The following is a 22,224-nucleotide window of genomic DNA, read 5'->3' as shown; positions in this document are numbered from 1 at the left end:
CCCCTGCCTCCCGCCCCCTTCAACCCGAATGCCCTCCCCCTGCGGGGCTATGCTTGACGGGAACCCCACATGGAGATCCGAAAGATGAGACTCATGCTGTTGTTGTCCGCCCTGCTCTTTTGCGGCAGCGCCCTCGCCTTCCACTGCCCCATGGACATGAAGAAGATAGACGACGCCCTGGCCGCAGGCCCCGCCCTCAGTGCCGAGCAACTGGCCGAGGTAAAACAGTTGAGAGCGGACGGAGAGACCCTGCACAACGCGGGCAAGCATCAGGAATCGGTCGATACACTGGCCAAGGCCATGGCCATTCTCGGCATCGATCAGGGCTGATACCGCCCCTTCGCCGCGCGACGGTCTCTTTCGCATCGCCCGGATACAGACCGCCAAAATGAAACAAGGCCCTCACCATCACTGGCGGGGGCCTTTTCACTGCGGATGTCAGCGCTGAACGGGGCTACACCCGGCCACTGTAGACCAGGGTGCAATAGTTGAAGGCTATCTTGCCGTCAACGGCATGGCGAGCAAACTCGCGGCGAACGAGCGCCGTCATCTGATCGTGGGCCGGCGTGCCCGCCACAGGCGCATAGGAGGAGGAGTTGAGCCGTCCAAGCACCCCGTCAAGATCGAACAGCTGGCTGTTCTCGAAGCGATCGAGCCGGTACTCCCCGGTGAAGAAGGCGCGAAAATCCGCCTCGCCGAGGTTGCGATGATTGACCTCCTCGTAATCCCCCGAGTAGGCGTGCAGCCCCTCTTCATAGGCCTTGAGAAACGGGGTGTTCGTCAGCCTGTCATTCCAGATGAGGGCGACCTGGCCACCGGGCTTGAGCAGCCGCTGGCACTCCTGCCGAAAAGCCGCGCGATCGAACCAGTGAAACGCCTGGGCGACCGTCACCAGATCCATCGCCCCCGTGGGCAGGCCCGTGGCTTCCGCACTGCCGTGCAGCCAGCCGATGTTCCCCACCTGAGCGAGCAGCCGTTTGGCGGCAGCCCGCATATCGTCATTGGGCTCCACCGCCCAGACCCGCGCGACCCGGGGGGCCAGCAGGGCGGTCAGGATGCCGGTGCCCGCGCCGATGTCAGCCACCTGAGCCTCTGGCCCCATGGCCAGCTCCCTTGCCAGAAAATCCAGCATGGCGACGGGATAACCGGGTCGATATTTCACATAGGCTTCGACCCGGGTCGAGAATCGCTGGGTACTGTCCATGGCAGACTCCTCTCTTGATGCGGCCTTCATGCCGGCTCCCGGCCTGGTGACCAGGATCCCCATGCCACTACACTTGACCCCATCATGCAAGCCCCAAGCGGGTGGCAAACGGCGTACAGGCTGGCTTGTCACCCAGCGAAGCAGCAAGCGCTGCGGGCGGCAGGATACCCATCGGGGCGCCCGCTCACGGGCGTCGAAGGACAAACACCAGGATGGAGCTGCGACACAATGAGACCAGTCAAGAACAGGATTTGCCTCTGGTATGACGGGGATGCCGAGGAGGCTGCACGGTTTTACGCCAGCCTCTTCCCCGACTCCGCCGTCGGTGCCGTACACCGGGCCCCGGCCGACTATCCCGCCGGCAAGGAAGGGGATGTGCTGACGGTCGAGTTCAGGGTGATGGGGATCCCCTGCCTCGGCCTCAACGGCGGGCCCGGGGTCCGCCACAACTGGGCGTTCTCGTTTCAGGTGGCTACCCAGGACCAGGCCGAGACGGATCGCTACTGGCACGCCATCATCGACAACGGCGGTCAGGCGAGCGAGTGCGGCTGGTGCCAGGACAAGTGGGGCATCTCCTGGCAGATCACCCCTCAGGTCCTCATCGAGGCGATAAGCGATCCCGACCCCGAGGCAGCGAGACGCGTCTTCGAGGCCATGATGCAGATGGACAAGATTGACATTGCCACCATCGAGGCGGCGCGCCGTGGTTGAAGTGACCATAACCATCGACATCTCGCTAATTGATCAAAAGCTAACACCGTGGGAGATTGTGCTGAAAAAACCCTACCAAAGGTACTGGTTGGAAGCTATTTCTCACTGCAGCCTGAGATAAATCCTGTTCAAAAGACTGGCAACTTTACGCAGGATTAACCCTTTTCTTCATCACCCCAGACCGAGACTGCTTTTCTGTCAGCAGCCTCGGTCTAAGATCCAGCACATGTATGGTCAATGAAACTGCACCTCCCATTTCCCGCTCTACACGTCTGGCTTCATCATCCAACAGCTCCTTGAGCTCTTCTAAGCCGATTCTTTCCCCGCTATCAGGATGCTGCCAATACCGATTCTTGGATATAGTTATAACTAAGGCACCTGAGCAACGGGTCTCCAGAGAAAGGTATTTAATTGCCAACTGCTCCCCAATAGTTTCTCGTAAGACGTTGGCTGACCACCTGTTACCATCCTCAATTTTTAACTCGATTACAGCTTCATAATTGGATGCAAGTGAGCAAAGACGAATATCGGTCTCTTTTTCATCTGCAGTTACTGCTTCTTGAACAACCTTATAAAGCCCATTGGCAACATGCTGTAATTCCTGTGCGATTGCACGCCGCATTAACTTTTCTTGATGTATTTCAGCCCACAGTTCACGTGGCGACTCATCGCTATTTAATAATTCATCAAGATCAGCCAAGCGATCACGCAGCAAGGTGAACATAGCCGTATTAGTAGTCAGTGGAAGTTCACCTTTATGTTCGAGTTCACGACATTGCTGCTCATCCAAGAGTACCGAATCAATTTCTTTGGCCCATGCTTCCTGAGCCAATGCCAGAATACGATCTTTAAAATGAGAAAATAGGGGGTCAATGGCCATATCATGTTTAACTTGCCATCCCTCTTCTCCTTGTGACTCCAATAATGCAGTCAGAATTGCATTGCGTGCATATTCGGCATTATCACGCATATCCGGTGTATAGCAGCCTTCATGTTCAGCATCATCCTGACGCCTTATATGTTGGTAAGCCAGGCGGGCTAGCCTGAGCAATAACATAGGTGTGAAACCAGTATTTCTTATATTAATGCCATCATGGCGTTCATTAAATAATTTTGTAAACCATTCCACGGGCTTGCTTAAGGGTTCAGGTTCAATATCTCGTAATTTCCCTTCAAGTACATCAACACCCGACTCAGGATTTAAACGTATCAAGGTTGATAACCAGATCAGCATAACCGGCTCCGCCAGCTCTTTACTTACATATTCCTTAGCCATGAAACATAACTTGGCTTGGTGGTCAACATCACCGTGGATTAAAATTAATTCAATCACTCGAGAATAACGAGATATAAAACCTGATGATTGCGGTTCATCATCGATCAGAAGTCCAATTTCACTCAACCATGTAACAAGGCGAGGAACAAAAAGCATAGTCACTGAGTTGGGGGCATGATGGAGGCGTTGCAACAGCATGGAGTGATGAAGTTCATGGGTAGAGGTAGATAGTACCCACTCAAGTTCTTTACCAAAAATATCACTGACAGCAGATGGGTGATACCTCACCAAGTCATTAATCCAGTCCGGTAATTTATTCAGTTCAAGTAATGAATAACGTGCGGCTAGCATTGCCTCCTCCTGAGTCAGCGGGCTCGCCCAGTCAGTATCCTCTGCTTCTGCATAGAGTCCGGCCAAGCCGAGTCGCCATATCTCCAGATATGTGCTTCGCTGATCTTCTGGTCTCTCACAAATCAGCGTCGGGCGATGCTCTCGCCAAGAAGCCATAAAAAGCGTACGAAGCCGGTCGGTGACTATGCCTCCAAAATGAGATTCAAGGAAGGGACGGTTCCAACCAGATAAATTATTATCATCAGCGGTTATTATCATTACCCTGAATAAGTCCCACACCATATTTTTATAATGTTCATCTGAGAATACATTATCAGTATATTCTGAGATCTCACGATGCAACATCATCCAACTGGCTCGAATCTCTGCTGCATCCATCTCTTGCTGTTTACGCAGTTCCGCATCTTGGCGCTGTAACTCTTCACTGGCTTTATCATGCTCGGAGGGCTTTATTGCTTCATCAAGTAATGAGAGCAAATCTGGTTGGTCTGCAACTAACTCTCGCAAATCTGATAATGGGATTCGCAATCGATAGATCGCAATATGCATGAGTATCTGATGCTCAAAAGATGGCTTATTTTTATCTTGAAGCTCATTGACTACCCAAGCCTGATCCAGCTGTACCGTGAGCTTAATAAGCGAATCATAAGGAATGATTTCAACCACACGTTTCCATATATCATCGATTGGACATAAAGATTGCACCAAGGCATCTATTGCCCAAAAAACCTGCTTTCTATTTTTGCTATCAAGTTCATTTATTCGCTGTGACAACTCATTATGAATTTTGTCATCATCGTATTCATTTTGACGCAGACGCAATGCAAGTACGCAAGCATGAATCCATTGTTCGGAACACTGGTGATCGAGTCCGCGAATACAAACAGCAGCTAATGTACTGCTCAGGTACTGGCGAGGAGACACCATATGTGGCCATTGCTCTTGCCGCCATTGCAACCCATCCGAGATGAGGGTTACTAATTTGTCCCGCAGCTCCTCCAGTTGTGACATGACTAGTGGTGCATTTTTGATTAGCGATGGCAGTCGCCAACTCAGGTTGCTAACTGACAGCTTTTTCCATTGCAGCCAGCCTAATGACTGACAGAGCTGTGACACAGAAAGATAACTTGGAAACAGAGCAAGAATTGCTTCACGCACTATTTCATCAGGCCAGTCAGGATGTTGAGAAACCATAAGTGCAGCTATTTCACCCAATCTTGGGTCGTTCAGCGCTTGCAGTGCATGAATTGCATAAATACGCTCCACCTCAACAAGCATTGAATCAGTGGCAACTGAATATACAAGATCAGAACAGCCACAAATCACTCCTCGCTCAATGAGCTCCAGCAAAACACATCGCACTTCCTGATTATCGATATCTTGCTGCCACTGCAGATTAATCTCATCAGTCAACTCAGGAGTCGCAAAGCGTTTAATTTGGATAGATGGAGTGTGTAAACCACGCCTCCCTCCTTTTCCATAACGCTGAATATATGCACCAAGAGCTTGTTTACGCTGAGCAAGAGTCAATGATGCAGGATCACCTTCATCCAGTAGCAGCGTCGGCTCATGATCACGAATTGCTTGAAAAATGTCGTCATTCAATGCTGCCAACCAGCCCGCAATCGCCCGTTTGGAAGGAAGTACAATGGTATTACCCTTGGTCTCAATAAGGAGCAGCCGCTTGAGGGCACGAAGCGACATGCCTTTATCCCTCATTTCCTGCAATTTTTTTGCGGCAAGAAATTCTGACACTGAACGATGGTGAAAACGTACTCGCCCATAGGAGGCAAACCCAAACAGGGGGCGCTCCAATAACGTTTGTCGTTCCTCTTGTGTCCAGTCTGACAGGATTATCGACGGATCAAGCGCAGCCTCACCCTGTTGACCATTATCCGATTTGGCGCTGTGCCTAATCGTCAAACGACGGGTCAGCCACATGGCCAGAGCTAGCCTGCTCGCCCCCTCGATAGCTTTATCTATAGAAAGTTCGGCAAGCTCATGCCGCTCTTCCCTATCTCGGGGCTTAAGTTTGATTCGAATACTGGCTTCAACTTGCTGGCGGTGGGTTCGAAGCTGAAATCCCGCCTGCCAATCAGCGCAGAGTTCAATAAGATCTTGAGGACGTCTGGCAAACTCAAAGGCGTTTTGCCTCTCAATGTCACTAAGCAATTCGGCTGTATTTTTGACCCCTTTCAGCTCGGCTAACTCGGCAATCTGTGGATTAGAAAGCGGCATCAGCGCAACAGTGCGCCAATCGGGAATGGGCTTTTCATTCGATTGCCCAGAGGAGATAGGCATATGCTCGCCCAATGCCATGCTGGCAAATTCTCTTTCCTTTTCTTCCGTCGACCGAGGCTTTATCTGAAGCGGTACCGGCAGTTTGCTGCGAACAAGTTGCATATCAAAAGGGATGGGGCGAGTCGTCACCACCACACGCACCCTTCCCAAGTTATTTTCAATACCCCTTACGAAACGATCCAACGCTTGTCGGAAGCTGCCTCTGGTCAGCTGTAATTCGTCGATAGAGTCCAGAAAAAAGGTGGCTATCTCAGACTGTGAGGCCAGCCATAGATCAAAACGCGTCTCCTCCTCATAACCCAGCAGATCTCGCAAATGGGTGGATGCCAGACTGGCCAACTCAACAAAGAATGCGGCTTCGCCCTTTGCAGCCAAAAGACAGGCCTGCTCGCGACACTCATGGGTCTTGCCTGACCCCGCCTCGGAAATAAGCAGGATACGTTTCGAGCGTAACAACGCCTCCCATGTGAGACCGTCAGACCAACCTAGCTGAGTCAGAAAATTCTGCTTATCAGCATCAAATATTTGTTGTTCATCAATATCTTTGAAAGTGCGTTCGATCATGACTACTCGCTGAGTGCTGCTAGATGGATGACAGTGATAACCGGAGAAAAGAACTTCAAATTGCCACTGGCGGTATCAAGCGTATCTTACGAAAGATGAGGGCAATAAATCTCGAATAACCGATAGCTAAATCAATAACCTATTGATTCAAAGCAAAAACGTAAGCAATGAGTTATTTACATGAAAAAAGGGCCACCCGTCTGGGTGGCCCTGTTGTTTATAAGGCTTAACTGTAGCTCCTAAACGCCACTTACTTGGCGTAATCCTCAGTCGGGATACAGGAGCAGAACAGGTTGCGATCGCCATAGACGTCGTCGATGCGGTTGACCGACGGCCACAACTTGCTGGCGCGCACCGCGTCGGACGGGAAGACCGCCTCGGCGCGGCTGTAGCCACGGTTCCACTCTGCATCCATCACGTCGTCCTGGGTGTGCGGCGCATGGACCAGGGGGTTGTCGGCGAGACTCCAGTGGCCGTCCTGCACCCGGGCAATCTCGGCGCGGATGGCGGTCATGGCTTCCACGAAGCGATCCAGCTCGCGCTTGGATTCGGATTCGGTCGGCTCGACCATCAGGGTGCCCGCTACCGGGAAGCTCATGGTCGGCGCGTGGAAGCCGTAGTCCATCAGGCGCTTGGCCACGTCCATCTCGCTGATGCCACTGGCTTCTTTGAGCGGGCGGATGTCCAGGATGCACTCGTGGGCCACCCGGCCGTTGCGACCTGTATAGAGCACGGGGAAGGACTCGCCGAGCTTCTTGGCCAGGTAGTTGGCGTTGAGGATGGCCACCTGGGTGGATTTCTTGAGCCCCTCGTCCCCCAGCATGGCGATGTACATCCAGCTGATGGGCAGGATGCTGGCCGAACCGAACGGAGCGGCAGACACGGCGCCGTTGTCACGGCTCTCCTTGTCGGTCTTGACCACGGCGTGACCGGCTACAAACGGTGCCAGGTGTTTCTTCACACCGATGGGGCCCATGCCCGGACCGCCACCGCCATGAGGAATGGCGAAGGTCTTGTGCAGGTTGAGGTGAGAGACGTCCGCGCCGATAAAGCCTGGTGCCGTCAGCCCGACCTGCGCGTTCATGTTGGCGCCGTCGAGGTACACCTGACCACCATACTGGTGAACGATGTCGCACACCTCCTTGATGGTCTCCTCGTACACCCCGTGGGTGGAGGGGTAGGTCACCATCAGGCAGGAGAGCTGGTCTCCGACCTCGGCGGCCTTGGCGCGCAGGTCGTCCAGATCCACGTTGCCGGCCTTGTCACAGGCGGTGACGATGACCTTGAGGCCCGCCATCTGGGCGGAGGCCGGGTTGGTGCCGTGGGCAGAGGCCGGGATGAGGCAGACATCGCGATGCCCCTCTCCGCGAGACTCGTGGTACTTTTTGATGGCGAGCAGGCCCGCGTATTCCCCCTGCGCGCCGGAGTTGGGCTGCATGCAGACCGCATCGTAGCCGGTCACCTTCACCAGCCAGTCTTCCAGATCTGCCAGCAGCAGCTGGTAGCCCTGGGTCTGCTTGAGCGGCGCGAAGGGGTGCAGCTTGCCGAATTCAGGCCAGGTCACCGGGATCATCTCGGCGGTGGCGTTGAGCTTCATGGTGCAGGAGCCGAGAGAAATCATGGCGTAGTTCAGGGCCAGATCTTTCGCTTCGAGACGGTGGATGTAGCGCAGCATCTCGGTCTCGGAGTGGTACTTGTTGAATACCTCGTGGGTCAGCACGGCGTCGGTGCGCAGCAGGTCTTGCGGAATGGCGTGATGAGTCTGGGCGGCCTGGTCGAGGGTCTCCACATCGAGGCCGTGACCCGCCCCAAGGAACAGGTCGAACAGCTCGGCCACGTCGCCTCGGGTGGTGGTTTCAGAGAGGGACACACCGACCGCACCATCGAGATCCGCGCGCAAGTTGATGCCGAGCCCTTCGGCCTTGGCAATGAGTGCAGCCTTGTCCGACGTCAGTACTGTGAGGGTATCGAACCAGCTTCCGTGCTTGAGGGCCACGCCCTTGGCGGTGAGGCCGAGCGCCAGGATGGTGGTCAGACGGTGCACGCGGGAGGCGATGGTCTTGAGCCCCACCGGGCCGTGGTAAACGGCGTAGAAGCTCGCCATGTTGGCCAGCAGCACCTGGGCGGTACAGATGTTGGAGTTGGCCTTCTCGCGGCGGATGTGCTGCTCGCGGGTCTGCATGGCCATGCGCAGGGCGCTCTTGCCACGGGCATCCTTGGAGACGCCGATGATGCGACCCGGCATGGAGCGCTTGTAGGCGTCGCGGGTGGCGAAGAAGGCGGCGTGGGGGCCACCGTAACCCATGGGCACACCGAAGCGCTGGGCACTGCCGAACACCACGTCGGCACCCAGTTCACCCGGGGATTTGAGCAGCAGCAGGGAGAGCATGTCGGTCCCGACGCAGGCCAGCCCCTTCTGGGCCTGGACGGCGGCAATGAGGGAACGCAGATCGGTCACATTGCCGGTGGTGCCCGGGTACTGGAACATGGCACCGAATACCTCTTCGCTCACGGCCTCGCCCGCAGGGCCGACCACCACATCGAAACCGAAGTGGACCGCGCGCTCCTTGACCACGTCGATCACCTGGGGGTGAACGTCGTCGGCCACGAAGAAGAGGTTGGATTTGGATTTGGCCATGCGCTTGGCCAGCGCCATGGCTTCGGCGGCGGCGGTGGCTTCATCGAGCAGGGAGGCGCTCGCCAGATCCATGCCGGTGAGATCCAGGGTGAGCTGCTGGAAGTTGAGCAGGGCTTCGAGACGGCCCTGGGCCAGCTCGGGCTGATAGGGGGTGTAGGCGGTGTACCAGCCCGGGTTTTCCAGCACGTTGCGCAGGATGACGTGGGGCACGTGGGTGTCGTGGTAGCCCATGCCGATGTAGCTCTTGGCGATCTGGTTCTTGGCCGCATAGCCCTTGAGCTTGGCCAGGGCCTCCACTTCGGTCATGGGGGCGCCGATACCAAGCGGCCCCGGACGACGGATGGCGGCGGGGACCGTCTGCTCAATCAGATCGTCCAGGCTCTCGGCCCCCACGGTGGCGAGCAGGGCCCGCAGTTCTTCCTCACCCGGGCCGATGTGACGGCGGATGAAATCGGTTTTTTGCTCGAGTTCAAACAGTGACTGGGTCATTTCCCTATTTCCTGGTAATAGGTCCTGGCATGACATCCTGATAACCAAGACCTGATGTTCCTGTAGCCGGTCGATACCGGCTCCACTCATGTTCTGTGTCCGCCGCGGGCAGACGGGGAATGCGGCAAGGCATCCCGAAGGCGCAAAGGCTGCGCCCATCCTGCAACCGCCATGGCCGCAGGATGGCAGTCATACAAGTGGGCCCTGCTGTGTTGGCAGGGCCCGGGGGCATTACTCTTCGTCCACCACGTTCTGGTAGCCTTCGGCATCCAGCAGGTTGGCGAGCTCGCCCGCGTCGTCCAGCTTGATGCGGAACAGCCAGCCGGCGCCGTAGGGGTCGGAGTTGACCAGCTCGGGGCTGCCTTCCAGCTCTTCGTTGACGGCCAGGATCTCGCCGCTCACCGGGCTGTAGATGTCGGAGGCGGCCTTGACGGACTCCGCCACGGCGCAATCTTCACCGGCGCTCACCTGCTTGCCCACTTCCGGCAGATCGACGAACACCATGTCCCCCAGCAGATCCTGGGCGTGCTCGGTGATGCCGACCACGGCTTCGCCGTTGGCTTCAACACGGACCCACTCGTGGGAGGTGGCATATTTCAGTTCGCTCGGGATATGGCTCATTTGTGCTTCCTTTATGCTCTTGGATCGCTTCAACAAAAATGGGGCGGCGAAGGTCAACCCTCGCCGCAATCAATGATTACACCAGCGGCTGGCCGTTGCGCACGAAGGCCGGCTTGGTGACTTTCACGGTGACCTGCTTCTTGCGGATCTCCACCTGGGCCTGCTCGCCGATATCGCGGGGCACCCGCGCCAGGGCAATGCTGTAACCCAGGGTGGGCGAGAAGGAGCCGGAGGTGATCACCCCTTCCCGTGTCTCGCCGCTCTCGCTGGTGAAAGTGACCGGCATGCCGGCACGCAGCACGCCCTTTTCTTCCATCACCAGACCCACCAGCTTGGGCTGGTTGCCGGCGGCCTTCTGGGCTTCCAGGGCGGCGCGGCCGATGAATTGGCGGGAGGCAGGCTCCCAGGCCAGGGTCCAGGCCATGTTGGCGGCAAGCGGAGAGATTGACTCGTCCATGTCCTGACCGTAGAGGTTCATGCCCGCTTCCAGGCGCAGGGTATCACGGGCACCCAGGCCACAAGGGGCCACGCCGTTGTCCAGCAGGGCCTGCCACAGATCGCATGCCTTCTCTTGGGGGACCACGATCTCGTAGCCATCTTCGCCGGTGTAGCCGGTGGTGGCGATGAAGAGATCCCCGGCCTGCACACCGAAGAAGGGCTTCATGCCTTCGACCGCCGCATTCTGCTCGGGGGTGAACACCTTGGCCGCCTTGGCCTTGGCGTGGGGGCCCTGCACCGCGATCATGGCAAGCTCGGGGCGCTCGGTCACGCTCACGGCAAAGTCGATGGCGTGATGGCGGATCCAGGCCAGATCCTTCTCGCGGGTGGCGGAGTTCACCACCAGGCGGTAGAAGGTATCGGTCAGGAAGTAGGTGATGAGGTCATCGATGACGCCGCCTTCCGGATTGAGCATGCCGCTGTAGAGGGCCTTGCCGGGGACGGTGAGTTTGGCCACGTCGTTGGCCAGCAGGTGTTGCAGGAAGGCTTTGACCCGCTCGCCGGTCAAATCGACGATGGTCATGTGGGAGACATCGAACATGCCTGCATCGGTGCGCACCACATGGTGCTCTTCCAACTGGGAACCGTAGTTGATGGGCATCTCCCAACCGTGGAAGTCCACCATCTTGGCACCCGCTTCCAGGTGTTTCGGATGCAATACAGTAGTCTGGATCATCGCTGTGTTTCCTTAAGCGTTCGCGACAACACTCGCAATCCGCCCCGGCTCGTCGGGAACTACGGACCACAAGCTCTGTGCTCGTTCCCGCCCGGGCGGGCAGGAGTGATTCCTTGAACGGAGCGGATTATATGACAAGCGTGCCGGGGCACCGCTCAAAAAAAACTAATCCTCACCCAACTCACTGACACCAGACACTAAGGCAAAAACAGTGATAAAAACAGCCAAAACCACGCCACTGCGGGATTTAATGTTGATTTTTACCGTCCCGTCACAATTTACAGAAAAACGTTTCGCTTCTCGCCAACATTAAAGGCTGACACCCCGAAGGGGCATCTCGCCCTGTCAGATTAGTTTTTTTGTTAAAACCCCGGGGTAATATTAGATTTTTTCACCTTTGGCCAGGGTGGGCAGCTCCCCATCCAGCCCCATGGCGGCCCGGATCATGCCCTGCTTGAGGGGACCAAGACCGTCGACGGCGCGAAGCCCCACCCCGCGCACCAGCTTCTTGAGGGGGTTGCTGCCCGCAAACAGTCGCTTGAGCCCCTCCATGGCCGCCAGCATGCGCGCCGCCTCGCTCTTGCGCCAGCGCTCGTAGCCCCGCAGGTTGGCGAGCAGGCCGATGTCCGCGCCCTTGCCGTGATGAATGAGGATCTGCTCCGCCAGGGCGGCGGCATCCAGCAAGCCCAGATTCACCCCCTGCCCCGCCAGCGGGTGGATGGTGTGGGCCGCATCCCCCACCAGCACCAGGCGCTCGCGGGCAAAGTCGCGGGCGTAGCGGGCGGTGAGCGGAATGGCGCTGCGAGCCCCCTCCACCTTGCACAGCCCGAGACGCCCATCAAAGGCGGCGGTGAGCTGGCGGTTGAAGCCGTCGTCATCCAGGGCGCAGAGCGCCTCGGCGCGGGCCGCGGGCACAGACCACACGATGGAGCAGAGGTCGGGCTGCCACAGGGGCAGGAAGGCGAGCGGCCCCTGGGGGGTGAAGATCTGGCGCGCCACCGCCTCATGGGGCTCGGCACAACGCACCGTCGCCACCAGGGCGTGATGACCGTAATCCCAGCTGGTGAGGGGAATGTCTGCCTGACGGCGCACCCAGGAGTGGGCGCCGTCGGCGGCCACCACCAGCTTGGCCGAGAGGGCCCGGCCATCTTCCAGCAGCAGCAGGGCGCCCGCGGGCCCGCACTGCAGGCTGGTGGCCCGGGCCGGGCTCAGCATCTGGATATTGCTGGCCCCCGCGATGGCGTCCAGCAGCGCAAGCTGGATCACCCGGTTCTCGACGATGTGGCCAAGGGCCCCCTGACGCAGGCTGGCGGCATCGAAATCGATGTGGCCGAAACTGTCCTGCTCCCACACCTGCATCTTCTCGTAGGGCTGCAGGCGGCGCGCCACTATGCCGTCCCAGGCGCCGACCCCTTGCAGGATGTGCTGACTCGCGAGGCTCAGGGCACTGACCCTGTTGTCCGGCGTCTCACCGAGCGTTGCATCGGGCAGCAGGCCTTCCACGATGGCCACCTTGATCGCCCGGTTCTTGAGGGCGGCAGCGAGCCCCAGGCCCACCATGCCCCCCCCCACGATCACCACATCCACATCTTGCATCTGCATTCTCTTGTGTCCTTTCCGGGCGAGTCGCCAGGATCTGCGAGGCGACGCCCACAGGCGTGCCTCTTGCTCGAAATCGTCTTTGCCGCCCAGGGCGACAGCGCTTATTGGCCGCACACCTCGCCCACGAATCCCAGGGTGCGGGAGGCGAGCGGTGCCTTGAGCCAGGGCACTCTGCCCATCAGGGAGAGCGCCAGATTGCGGCCCACCACCAGGGGAGCGTGATGGTTTGAGAAGAGCTGGGCCAGGGAGGATGTGAGCCAGACGGTCTGGGCCTGATCGTCCCGCCGCTGCTGCCAGTAGCCGCTTAGCACCTCAAAGCCGCCGATGTCTTCCCCCGCCGCAAGCGCACGGGCCAGGGTCCGGGTCAGCACGTCCAGATCCCGCATGCCGAGGTTGAACCCCTGACCGGCGATGGGATGCAGCAGGTGAGCGGCGTTGCCCACCAGCACGGTACGCTGGGCCAGGGGATAGTCGGCCACCGTCAGCACCAGCGGATAGAGGTGGCGCACGCCGGTACGCTCGATGCGCCCGAGGCGCCAGCCAAAAGCCTGCTGCAGACGGGCGAGAAAGGCGGCGTCATCCAGTGCAAGCAGCCCCTGTGCCTCGTCCCGCGGGACGCTCCACACCAGGGAGGAGAGGCCGTCCTGCATGGGCAGCAGGGCCAGCGGCCCTCCGTCGGTAAAGCGCTCGAAGGCCCGTCCGGCGGGATCCTCGGCGGTCTTGACGGTGGCGATGATGGCGCTCTGGCCATAATCGTGGCGACTGACCGGCATCTTGAAATGCTGGCGCACGAAGGAGTGGCCCCCGTCGGCCGCCACCAGCAGCCGGGTGCGGTAGCGCGCGCGCCCCTCCAGGGCGAGCGTCACTCCCCCCTCGTCGGGGTCGATGGCCTCAAGCCTGGCCGGGCACAACATACGGATCTGCGGGCAGGCGGCGATCGCCTCTTGCAGCACGATGCCCGCCGCCGACAGCTCGATCACCTGACCGAGGGCGGGCAGGCCATACTCCGCCGCCGACAGCCGGGTCTGGCCGCAGTGGCCCCGATCCGACACATGGATATGGGTGATGGGGGAGCAGTGGGGCGCCAGGTGCGGCCAGAGGCCGTGACGGGCCAGCGCCTCGCAGGTACCGGCGGAAAGCGCGATGGCACGGGCATCGAAACCGGGATGAGCATTGAGCTCGGGCGCACTCGCCTCCAGCAGCAGGATCTGCAGGGGGGCGCCATCCTGTCCTTTCAGGGCGGCAAGGGAGAGGGCCAGCACGGCACCGCTCATACCACCGCCGACGATAGCCACGTCGACGTGAACCAGATCAGATTGAGACATGAGAAGAGGGCATAGGCGAAAAAACGTGGGCCAATCCTACCACAAAGGTGGCGGACGGGATGCGAAGCCACGGGCAAAAAACCGCTTTGGCACCATGGGTTAGCAGAGTGCCTCCCCTGCTCTCACCCCTTGTAAAACAGAAAGAGCGCCGTGATGCGCTCTTTCATTGACCCGCTGGGCGGGCAGATCAGTGCAGGGTCGGCGGCGTGCTCGGCGCGGCCGGGCGCTTGCCAAACTCCTCGAACGCCATCATGACTCCGAGGCGCACGTGTTCATAGAGCACCAGGAAGGAGGCTTCGTTCTCTTCATCTTCCTGATCGAACTCGGCAGAGACCTGGGTGATGCTGGCGATGTCCTGAATCATCTCCTGCAGCTCTTCGGATGCCTTGGAGAGCTCCTGTTGCACCACACCAAAGCCGGCCAGGAAGGCCTGGGACCAGTCCACCAGCGAGTCGATGCGCTCATCGAGCGGCGCCTCGTCGCTTGGCAGCAGCAGCTCGACGCCCTTTTGTGCCATCAGGCTCTCGATCACCTCGTGATAGAGGTCGGTCATCACCTGGCGCACCGGTGCCGGCAGACCGAAACCGTCGTTGATCAGATCATTGAAATGGGGCTGCCAGCTTTTGTCGTCCAGGGCCACGCCACCGCACACCAGGCCGCAGATCACGCCATGGGCCTCGACGGCCGTCGCCATGAGGTCGTGCTGTGCCATCAGGTCCGCCACGGCGGCATATTTCAGGGGGTTTGTTTTGCTCATCTAGGATCCGCTCAAAGTTCAGGCAAATATGCAGAATTTATGGCCGAGATCCTAGCATTCTCCCCCTGCCAGAGCCAGCAAGGCCTTGAAACTTCTGCATCTGCGCTATATAGTCCCGCCCAGTTGTCCACGTGGATAAAGGCGGAAATCAGCCCCGCCGTATTGAGGAAGGCATGAGCATAGAGGCCGTAGAAATCGTCATTCTGGGACGTCCCTACAAGGTGTCCTGTCCCCTGGGACAACAAGATGCCCTGCGCCAGGCCGCCGACCAGCTGACCGACAAGCTCATCGAGCTTCGTCAACGTTCCAAGGTCTCCAGCAACGAACAGCTGGCCGTCATGGCAGCGCTCAATTTCTGTCATGAGCTCTGCCTTGAAAAAGAGAAAAACCACCAATACTCTGAGACCATGGACAAGCGGATCAAGATGCTGCAACGCACCATCGAAGCCGCCTTGATCGAGCACGGACAATACGGTGAATCCAGCGAAGAGGCGCAACAGCCCTAATCGCACCGAGTTTTGAAATTCCCTGGAGTGTTTGTCAGCCGGTTCAAGTCCCCGAGCCGATATTCATACCAAACAGGGGGTCTGCCTTCTGGCTATTGAGCATGCTCGGCCCGACCGAGAAGCCTGCGGCCAGATTAGATCTCCGCCTTGAACCGACGGTTCAAGGGCCCAAACCGGCAACGGCATCTCCGGGGTACCTACCCAAAAAAGCCCGTCATCATGACGGGCTTTTTCTTTGCCTGCGCGGCAACCCCCTTCCACTCGCCTGCGGCGTCTCCCCACCCGGCAGGAGGCAGTAAAAAGCCCGCCAACGGGGCGGGCTCTTGGCCGTGTCAGACGGCCATCTGCTCGTGGGGCGCACCGTGGTGGCGCAGCCACACAAAGCTCAAGGCCACGATCAGCACCATCACCGTCATGATGGCCCCCAGGGTCACCTGCCCCGTCATCGGGAAGCTGGCGGCCAGCAGGGTTACCACGCCAGCCCCCAGATTCTGCATGCCCCCGAGCACGGCTCCCGCGGTGCCCGCCTGGCCCGGGAAGGGCTCGATGGCACAGGAGGTGGCGGTCGGATAGAGGATGCCGCTGCCAATGAAGTAGACCGCAGCCCCGCCCACCAGGGAGGCAGCGCTCACCATGCCGAGCAGCCCGGGTACCAGGATGATGAGCGACCCCAGGGCCAGGAAGGCGATGCCAAGGCGCATCAGCTTGCCCTGGCTCAGGCGAAAACTCAGTCTGGCGGAGAGCCAGGCGCCGAAAAGATAACCGGGCAGCGGCAGCACGAACAGCACGCTGACGGTGCGGGCACTCAGCTTGAGCACGTCCCCCAACAACACCCCGGCCGCCGCCTCGAACACCGCGAGGCCGGCAAAGGTGGCCATCAGACAGAGCAGGTTGCCCTGAAAGCGCGGGTTGCCGAGCACATGACGATAGGCGGCGCCCACCCGCAGCGAATGCTGGCGGGCGGATGCTGGCAGCGTCTCGCCAAACCAGGCCAGCAGCGCCAGGGTGGTCAGGGCACCAAAACCGAACAGGAACCAGTAGCCGGCACGCCAGTTGAACAGCTCGGTGAGCCAGCCGCCCAGCACAGGTGCCAGCAAAGGGGAGAAGATGACCCCCATGCTCACCAGGCTGTTGGCACGGTTGAGCTCGGCGCCACTGTAACGGTCGCGCATCACGGTCCGGCTCATGGCGCCCCCTGCCCCGGTGCCCAGCCCCTGGATCAGGCTGCCCGCCAGCAAGGCGGTGAAGCTTGGGATCAGCTGGATGGTGAGGGTGCCGACCAGGAAGATCATCATGCCGATGATGAGCACAGGACGACGACCGATGCGATCCGACAAGGGGCCATAAACGAACTGGGAGAGGCCGTAGGGAATGAGGTAGCAGGCCATCACCGCCTGCAGCTGGCCGGAGGCCACATGGAAGTCCCCCGCCATCATGGGAATGGAGGGCACATAGAGGGTCTGGGTCATCTGACCCACGGCGACCATTAGAATGGTCAGGAAAAACAGGGGATAGAAGCTGTGCCGATACATATCTCGTCCGAAAAAGATCAAAAAGCCGCCACCCTCCGGGCAGGGATCTGCAGGAGGTGTCTGACATAGGTCGTTGAAGAGGAACAAGGCGGAGGACCCGCACCCGCCAGCAGCAGGACGCTCTCTGGCTTGCGACAATCTTAGTGATTCATATCACAAAAAACGAACGAAACTTTATAATCTGCTTACCCAAGTTTTTCTAATGCGACGGGGCCCAAGGCCCCGTCACTGTCATCTCATCATGGGGGAAGGATTCATCCTGTCCCCTCTTTACCCCACTCTTCTCACCTCGGCCGACGCGCCTTCGAACATGGGGGAACCTACCTCCCCCAGTCTCAGACAACGAGGGGCAACCTTGCCGGCCAGCCCCTCGTCATGGGTCACCAGCAGCAGGGCGCAGCCTATCTCTCCCAATTCCTCCAGCAGACAGGCAATGGTCTGTTGCTGGCTCAAGGGATCGAGCCGGGACGTGGGCTCATCGGCGAACAGCAGCACGGGGCGCAGCAGCAGGGCCCGGATAAGCGACAGCCGCTGCAACTCCCCTCCCGAGACCTGGTTTGGCAGGCGCGTCAGCAGCCGTTCATCCAGCCCCAACCGGGCCAGATAGTCGACAAGCCGATGGCGAGGCAGCCTGTGCAGACGCAGCACATCATCGAACTGGGTGGCGAGGCGCACTCGGCTTGCAAAGGCCTGCACCGGATCCTGATAGAGCTTCTGCCAGCGGCAGGGGGCTATCCCTTCCCGGCGCAGCACCTCCCCTTGCAGGGGGCGTTGCAGACCCAGCAGCACGTTGCCGAGGGTGCTCTTGCCCGCGCCGCTCGGCGCCATGATGGCCATTCGCTCCCCTTGCGCCAGGGCAAGGTCGAGCCCCGTGAACAGGGGTTGATCCCCATATCCCATGGCAAGCCCCTTCCCGCGGATGAGCCAGTCACCGGTAGGAGGGACGACCGCCTCGGGCCAGGCGGAGGGCTCCGCCGCCAGCAGGGCCCGGGTATAGGCATGGGATGGCGTGTGCAGCACACGCTCGGCGGGCCCCTGCTCCACGATCTCTCCTCCCTTGACCACCAGCACCCAGCCCCCCAATGCGCGAGCCAGGGAGAGATCATGGGTGATGGTCAGCAGATGGCGTCCACGGGCCAGGTAGCCCAGCAACAAGGCACCCAGCCTGGCTGCGGCCCGGCTGTCGAGCCCCTTGGTGGGCTCGTCGGCCACCAGCAGACGGGCCTCCCCCAGGGTGGCGGCGGCAAAGGCCGCGCGCTGGGCCATGCCTCCCGAGAGCTGGTGTACAAAGGCGCCCTCCCGCCCGGCCAGTCCAAGCCGCTCGAGGGCGGCGCGGGCCCGCGATCGGGCCTCCTTGCCCCCTGGCAACCACCCTTCCTCCACCTGGGCAAGCAACCCCATGGTGGGATCCAGCGCCAGCACCGGCTCCTGGGGTAGCATCGCCAGCTCCCTCCCCCAGAGAGTACGCAGGCGAGGCGTGTCGGCCAGGTTGTGATGGCGGCCACCCGACACCATCTCACCCCGGCCTGTCAGAGGGGCTGGCAAGGTCCCCATCAGGGCATGAGCCAACAGGGATTTGCCCGAACCGCTCTCCCCGATCAGGGTCACGGCGGTGCCGGGATGAATGGTGAAATCCAGCGCCTGCAACAGGGTTTTCTGGCCATCATCGACCTGCAACCCCTTGATATGAATGGCCGTCATGAGGTGGCTCCTTGTGAAGATGGCATGTCAAGGCCGCGCGTCTGATGAAGCAGCACCAGAGCCAGCAACATCAGCCCCATGACAAGAATGGGGGCCAGTAGCAGACGGGGAGCCTCCTGATAGTGGGGCAGCGCCTCCGTCATCATCAGCCCCAGCTCGGGCGTTGGCGGCTGAATGCCGACGCCGACAAAGCCCAGGGTAGAGAGGGTTAGAATGGCACCCGCTAGGCCGAAGGCCATCATGGTGAGCAACTGGGGGGCGAGCTCGGGCCAGAGATGGCGCCGCACCACATGGGCATGGCCGAATCCCAGCAAACGGGACGCCTCCACCTGGGGCGAGGCGAGCAGCCCCCGGCTGCGGGCACGCACCACCCGGTAATACTCCACCCACTGGGCCATGGCCAACCCGAGATAGAGGATGGCAAAGCCACCCTGGGCCATGGCGGAGAAGAGCAGCACCAGCAACAGGCCTGGCAGGGCCAGCACGCCGTCGGCCAGGCTGCGCAACAGACCGTCGACCCAGCCGCCGCGCCAGGCCGAAAGCCAGCCCAGCAATGAGCCCAGCAGCGCCGCCGTGATGACGCACAGCAGTCCCAGCAGCAGGGAGAGCCGGGTCGCCGCCGCGAGGCGCGCCATCAGGCTGCGCCCCATCTGATCCCGCCCGAGGGGCTCCTGCCAGGAGGGATCAGCCAGAAACTGTGCCAGATCCTGAGCCGCCGGATCGGGCCAGAGCACGGGGCCCAGCAGGGCAAACAGCACCACCAGCAGGAGCAGGCCCAGCCCCGTTTTGACAGACAACGACATGATCAGGACTCCTTGGGACCGCGGGGGTCAATGGCAAGACAAAGCAGATCGGTGAGGGTATTGAGCAGCACGAAGAGCACCGCCAGCACCAGCACTGTCCCCTGAACCATGGGGATGTCGCGCCAGAAGATGGCGTGCACCAGCGCATGGCCGATCCCGGGCCAGGCAAACAGGCTCTCGACCACCACGACCCCCTCGATGAGCAGCACCAGTTGCACGCTGGTATAGGCGATGATGCTGACCCCGGTGTTGCGCAGACCGTGACGCCAGAAAACCCGGGCCGGCGAAAGCCCCTTGGTGAGGGCAAATCGGTAATAACCGGACTGCACCACGGTGAGCACGCTTTCACGCACCACCCGGGAGAGCACGCCGGAGAGCCCCAATCCCAGGGTCAGGGCGGGCAGCAGCAGGTTGCTCCCCTCCCCGTGCCCTGCCGCACTGACCCAACCCAGCTCCACCGAGAGCATCACCATGAGCACCAGGCCGAGCAAGAAGGGGGGCAACGCACGCATCAGCACGCTCCAGCCCAGGGTCAGGCGATCACACCATCCCCCCGGGCGCAGCGCACTCAGGCTGCCAAGCGGCAGCGCCACCACCAGCGCCAGCACCACGGAGGCGCTCGCGAGCGTCAGGGTGGCGCCCAGGTGATGACCCACGTCGGTGGCGACCGGTGCGCCCGTCACCAGGGAGCTGCCGAGATCCCCTTGCAGCAAGGCCCACAGCCAGTCGCCAAAACGGGCAAGGGCCGAGCCGGCCAGCCCCAGCTCACTGCGCACCGCGTTGGCCGCCTCGGCGGTGACATAGTCATAGCCATAACGACCCGCCGCGATGCGAAAGGCGATGTCTCCGGGCAGGGACTGCACCATCAGAAAACAGAGTCCGGCCACCAGCAGGGCAACCACCAGCGCCTGCACCAGACGCTGACCCAGTATCCCCATGACGCGAGACAAGGGTGTCGCTGTCATCGTGCGCTCCATGTCAACTTGTCCAGACCATAGCTGCGCTCCTGGGGATCGAGTTCAAACCCCTCCAGCCCCCGACTGACCGCCGCGCTCTGGCGGTACCAGGCGATGGGCAGGAGCGGCAACTCCTGTTGCAATGTCGTGGCTATCTCCCGGCGAGCCGCGGCGGCGTCTGTGGGCGACAAGGCTTGCGTGGCAAGGCGGGTCAGTGTTTGCGTCATGGCCGGGGAGTGCCAGTTCATCACCCCCCAGTCCGCACCGGCAGGGGCCAAGTCCCCCAGCAAAGTGACCAGGGGATCCGGTACCAGGGCATAATTGCGGGCGTAGAGACCAAGCTGGAGGGAGCCGTCCTGATGGCCCGCCGGGATCTCGCTCGAGTTGCCCACCGCCACCTTGAGCTCCACCCCTACCGCCTTCCACTGCGCCTGCAGTGCCGTGGCAAGGAGCGTCAGCTCCGGACGGTCAGGGAAGGTGCGCAGGGTCAGGGCGAAGCGCTCTTCCCCCTTGCGCAGCACACCGTCCTCCCCCGGCTGCCAGCCTGCCGCCGCGAAGGCCGCCCGGGCCGCCTTGACGTCATAGGCAAGCGGCGTCAACCCGAGCTGGTGCCACTCCCCCAGAGTGGGAGGAAAGAGCTGGGTTGCCGCCATCTCGGGATCCCGCAGCAGGGCGGCTGCCATACCACGACGATCGATGGCGAGACTCAGGGCACGGCGCACCACCGGATCGCTCAGACGAGGATCGGCGCCATTGAGCTTGAGCTGGATGGTCCGTGGCAGGGTAACCGAGGCGATGGAGACCCGTGACGCCTGCTGCAAGCGGCGGATGCTGACCGGATCCAGCCCCCAGGCGATGTCGGCCTGACCGCTCTCGGCCATCAGGGTGCGGCTCTCTGCACGCCCCACCGTCAGGTAGCTGACCTCCTCGATTGCGGGCCTGGCCCCCTGCCAGCCGTCGAAACGCACAGTCTCTATCCGCTGGGGTTGTTGCAGGCGGGTGATGCGGTAGGGGCCAGAGCCTATCACCTGGGTTACCTCGCCCTTGGCATCGTAGGCGGCCTTCGCCAGGATCTGGGTGCTGGGGTGGGCCAGCACGGCGGGCAGGGAGGCGAAGGGTTCGCTCAGGGTGACCTTCAAGACGCCATCTCCAGATCCGATGGACGCAATGGGAGCGCTGGTCATCACGCCGGGCTTGCGCCAGGCCTGTTGCAGGGCAAAAGCGGCCTGCTCGGCGCTCACCTCGCTGCCATCGTGAAAACGGGCCCCGGGGCGCAACGTGAATCGCCACTGCAGACCGTCATCGCTACGCGACCACTCACTGGCAAGCCCGGGTTGCAGATTGCCTTTCCCATCGACATCTACCAGGGTCTCCGCCACCTGCATGCGAGTAAAGAAGACCCCGTTGCTGGCGGGGTCGACACTGTGGATCTCCCAGGGCCCCACCATGGCAAGCGGTTTGCCGTCGGCTGCAGTCGTTCCTGCCATCAGAGCCAGGGCGAACCACCCGGCTGCGGTGCATTTTTTTGTCATTCTTTCCATCCAAGCTTCATGTTCATCAACCAAAGAGATGGCGTTATAACATAACAATTAATCGGGAAGAATGACTTTTGATTTTTGATAAATGGCTTATTTGAAAGACAAAAAGCGACTGCGATGCAGATCGTCAAACAACGGGGAGTCAAAGGGGAATAAAAAAGATGGCCCGTCAGGG

Annotated in this window: 16 protein-coding genes and 1 other RNA gene; 4 read left to right on the top strand and 13 right to left on the bottom strand. The window is 60.4% G+C overall.

Going from position 1 to position 22,224, the window contains the following annotated elements; all coding sequences use genetic code 11:
* The first annotated feature begins 84 nt into the window (after nt 1-84).
* Nucleotides 85-330 (top strand): hypothetical protein, encoded by a 246-nt coding sequence (locus tag AB5Y51_RS15445; RefSeq protein WP_039038816.1) that lies wholly within the window; start codon nt 85-87, stop codon nt 328-330.
* Nucleotides 331-454: 124 nt separating this feature from the next.
* Here the strand turns inward: AB5Y51_RS15445 and AB5Y51_RS15440 are convergent, their stop codons facing one another.
* A complete protein-coding gene (locus tag AB5Y51_RS15440) occupies nt 455-1,204 on the bottom strand; it encodes a class I SAM-dependent methyltransferase (protein ID WP_223919278.1) in 750 nt (249 codons plus the stop codon).
* A 228-nt stretch (nt 1,205-1,432) separates the two neighbouring features.
* Between AB5Y51_RS15440 and AB5Y51_RS15435 the strand changes: the two genes are divergently transcribed.
* The gene (locus tag AB5Y51_RS15435) at nt 1,433-1,915 is read left to right on the top strand and encodes a VOC family protein (protein WP_368178704.1); all 483 of its coding nucleotides are present in this window, start codon (nt 1,433-1,435) and stop codon (nt 1,913-1,915) included.
* 145 nt (nt 1,916-2,060) lie between these two features.
* On the opposite strand, the gene AB5Y51_RS15430 is transcribed toward AB5Y51_RS15435, so the two are convergent.
* From AB5Y51_RS15430 to AB5Y51_RS15400, 7 genes are all read right to left on the bottom strand, one after another.
* Nucleotides 2,061-6,407 (bottom strand): NACHT domain-containing NTPase, encoded by a 4,347-nt coding sequence (locus tag AB5Y51_RS15430; RefSeq protein WP_368178703.1) that lies wholly within the window; start codon nt 6,405-6,407, stop codon nt 2,061-2,063.
* Between the two features lie 250 nt (nt 6,408-6,657).
* Complete coding sequence (gene gcvP, locus AB5Y51_RS15425) at nt 6,658-9,534, bottom strand: aminomethyl-transferring glycine dehydrogenase (protein ID WP_368178702.1); 2,877 nt, start codon at nt 9,532-9,534, stop codon at nt 6,658-6,660.
* A gap of 231 nt (nt 9,535-9,765) precedes the next feature.
* On the bottom strand, nt 9,766-10,155 hold the full coding sequence (gene gcvH / locus AB5Y51_RS15420) for a glycine cleavage system protein GcvH (RefSeq protein ID WP_010675081.1): 390 nt from the start codon (nt 10,153-10,155) through the stop codon (nt 9,766-9,768).
* A 76-nt stretch (nt 10,156-10,231) separates the two neighbouring features.
* Nucleotides 10,232-11,329 (bottom strand): glycine cleavage system aminomethyltransferase GcvT, encoded by a 1,098-nt coding sequence (gcvT, locus tag AB5Y51_RS15415; protein ID WP_010675082.1) that lies wholly within the window; start codon nt 11,327-11,329, stop codon nt 10,232-10,234.
* A 381-nt stretch (nt 11,330-11,710) separates the two neighbouring features.
* A complete protein-coding gene (locus AB5Y51_RS15410) occupies nt 11,711-12,931 on the bottom strand; it encodes an FAD-dependent 2-octaprenylphenol hydroxylase (protein WP_368178701.1) in 1,221 nt (406 codons plus the stop codon).
* Between the two features lie 101 nt (nt 12,932-13,032).
* Nucleotides 13,033-14,256, bottom strand: coding sequence for a 2-octaprenyl-6-methoxyphenyl hydroxylase (gene ubiH, locus AB5Y51_RS15405; RefSeq protein WP_323881255.1), 1,224 nt, complete (start codon nt 14,254-14,256; stop codon nt 13,033-13,035).
* A 187-nt stretch (nt 14,257-14,443) separates the two neighbouring features.
* Nucleotides 14,444-15,013: a UPF0149 family protein gene (locus AB5Y51_RS15400; RefSeq protein WP_042864005.1), complete on the bottom strand. Its 570-nt coding sequence runs from the start codon at nt 15,011-15,013 to the stop codon at nt 14,444-14,446.
* A gap of 173 nt (nt 15,014-15,186) precedes the next feature.
* Here AB5Y51_RS15400 and zapA point away from each other — a divergent pair, with 173 nt between their 5' ends.
* Together zapA and ssrS are read left to right on the top strand one after the other, a co-directional pair.
* On the top strand, nt 15,187-15,519 hold the full coding sequence (gene zapA, locus AB5Y51_RS15395) for a cell division protein ZapA (RefSeq protein WP_010675086.1): 333 nt from the start codon (nt 15,187-15,189) through the stop codon (nt 15,517-15,519).
* Between the two features lie 16 nt (nt 15,520-15,535).
* Nucleotides 15,536-15,718, top strand: a non-coding RNA gene (gene ssrS / locus AB5Y51_RS15390) — 6S RNA.
* 133 nt (nt 15,719-15,851) lie between these two features.
* On the opposite strand, the gene emrD is transcribed toward ssrS, so the two are convergent.
* The 5 genes from emrD to AB5Y51_RS15365 form a co-directional block, all read right to left on the bottom strand.
* Nucleotides 15,852-17,051, bottom strand: coding sequence for a multidrug efflux MFS transporter EmrD (emrD, locus tag AB5Y51_RS15385; protein ID WP_039038746.1), 1,200 nt, complete (start codon nt 17,049-17,051; stop codon nt 15,852-15,854).
* Nucleotides 17,052-17,321: 270 nt separating this feature from the next.
* Complete coding sequence (locus AB5Y51_RS15380; protein WP_368178700.1) at nt 17,322-18,752, bottom strand: ABC transporter ATP-binding protein; 1,431 nt, start codon at nt 18,750-18,752, stop codon at nt 17,322-17,324.
* Nucleotides 18,749-19,555, bottom strand: a complete 807-nt coding sequence (locus AB5Y51_RS15375) for an ABC transporter permease (protein WP_010675089.1) — start codon at nt 19,553-19,555, stop codon at nt 18,749-18,751. The genes AB5Y51_RS15380 and AB5Y51_RS15375 overlap by 4 nt, the downstream gene beginning before the upstream one ends.
* 2 nt (nt 19,556-19,557) lie before the next feature.
* Nucleotides 19,558-20,520 (bottom strand): ABC transporter permease, encoded by a 963-nt coding sequence (locus AB5Y51_RS15370; protein WP_039038749.1) that lies wholly within the window; start codon nt 20,518-20,520, stop codon nt 19,558-19,560.
* Nucleotides 20,517-22,043, bottom strand: a complete 1,527-nt coding sequence (locus AB5Y51_RS15365; RefSeq protein WP_368178699.1) for an ABC transporter substrate-binding protein — start codon at nt 22,041-22,043, stop codon at nt 20,517-20,519. The genes AB5Y51_RS15370 and AB5Y51_RS15365 overlap by 4 nt, the downstream gene beginning before the upstream one ends.
* Nucleotides 22,044-22,224: the final 181 nt, after the last annotated feature.

The organism is Aeromonas sp. R7-1 (assembly GCF_040908115.1).
GTDB lineage: Bacteria > Pseudomonadota > Gammaproteobacteria > Enterobacterales > Aeromonadaceae > Aeromonas > Aeromonas caviae.
The sequence above is the reverse complement of the archived record's forward strand: the minus strand, read 5'-3'. Positions and strand labels throughout refer to the sequence as shown.

Bases quoted from the DNA above. Each gene is read 5' to 3' on its own strand.
- AB5Y51_RS15445 (WP_039038816.1), top strand. From the start codon at position 85: ATGAGACTCATGCTGTTGTTGTCCGCCCTGCTCTTTTGCGGCAGCGCC.
- AB5Y51_RS15440 (WP_223919278.1), bottom strand. From the start codon at position 1,204: ATGGACAGTACCCAGCGATTCTCGACCCGGGTCGAAGCCTATGTGAAA.
- AB5Y51_RS15435 (WP_368178704.1), top strand. From the start codon at position 1,433: ATGAGACCAGTCAAGAACAGGATTTGCCTCTGGTATGACGGGGATGCC.
- AB5Y51_RS15430 (WP_368178703.1), bottom strand. From the start codon at position 6,407: ATGATCGAACGCACTTTCAAAGATATTGATGAACAACAAATATTTGAT.
- gcvP (WP_368178702.1), bottom strand. From the start codon at position 9,534: ATGACCCAGTCACTGTTTGAACTCGAGCAAAAAACCGATTTCATCCGC.
- gcvH (WP_010675081.1), bottom strand. From the start codon at position 10,155: ATGAGCCATATCCCGAGCGAACTGAAATATGCCACCTCCCACGAGTGG.
- gcvT (WP_010675082.1), bottom strand. From the start codon at position 11,329: ATGATCCAGACTACTGTATTGCATCCGAAACACCTGGAAGCGGGTGCC.
- AB5Y51_RS15410 (WP_368178701.1), bottom strand. From the start codon at position 12,931: ATGCAGATGCAAGATGTGGATGTGGTGATCGTGGGGGGGGGCATGGTG.
- ubiH (WP_323881255.1), bottom strand. From the start codon at position 14,256: ATGTCTCAATCTGATCTGGTTCACGTCGACGTGGCTATCGTCGGCGGT.
- AB5Y51_RS15400 (WP_042864005.1), bottom strand. From the start codon at position 15,013: ATGAGCAAAACAAACCCCCTGAAATATGCCGCCGTGGCGGACCTGATG.
- zapA (WP_010675086.1), top strand. From the start codon at position 15,187: ATGAGCATAGAGGCCGTAGAAATCGTCATTCTGGGACGTCCCTACAAG.
- emrD (WP_039038746.1), bottom strand. From the start codon at position 17,051: ATGTATCGGCACAGCTTCTATCCCCTGTTTTTCCTGACCATTCTAATG.
- AB5Y51_RS15380 (WP_368178700.1), bottom strand. From the start codon at position 18,752: ATGACGGCCATTCATATCAAGGGGTTGCAGGTCGATGATGGCCAGAAA.
- AB5Y51_RS15375 (WP_010675089.1), bottom strand. From the start codon at position 19,555: ATGTCGTTGTCTGTCAAAACGGGGCTGGGCCTGCTCCTGCTGGTGGTG.
- AB5Y51_RS15370 (WP_039038749.1), bottom strand. From the start codon at position 20,520: ATGACAGCGACACCCTTGTCTCGCGTCATGGGGATACTGGGTCAGCGT.
- AB5Y51_RS15365 (WP_368178699.1), bottom strand. From the start codon at position 22,043: ATGACAAAAAAATGCACCGCAGCCGGGTGGTTCGCCCTGGCTCTGATG.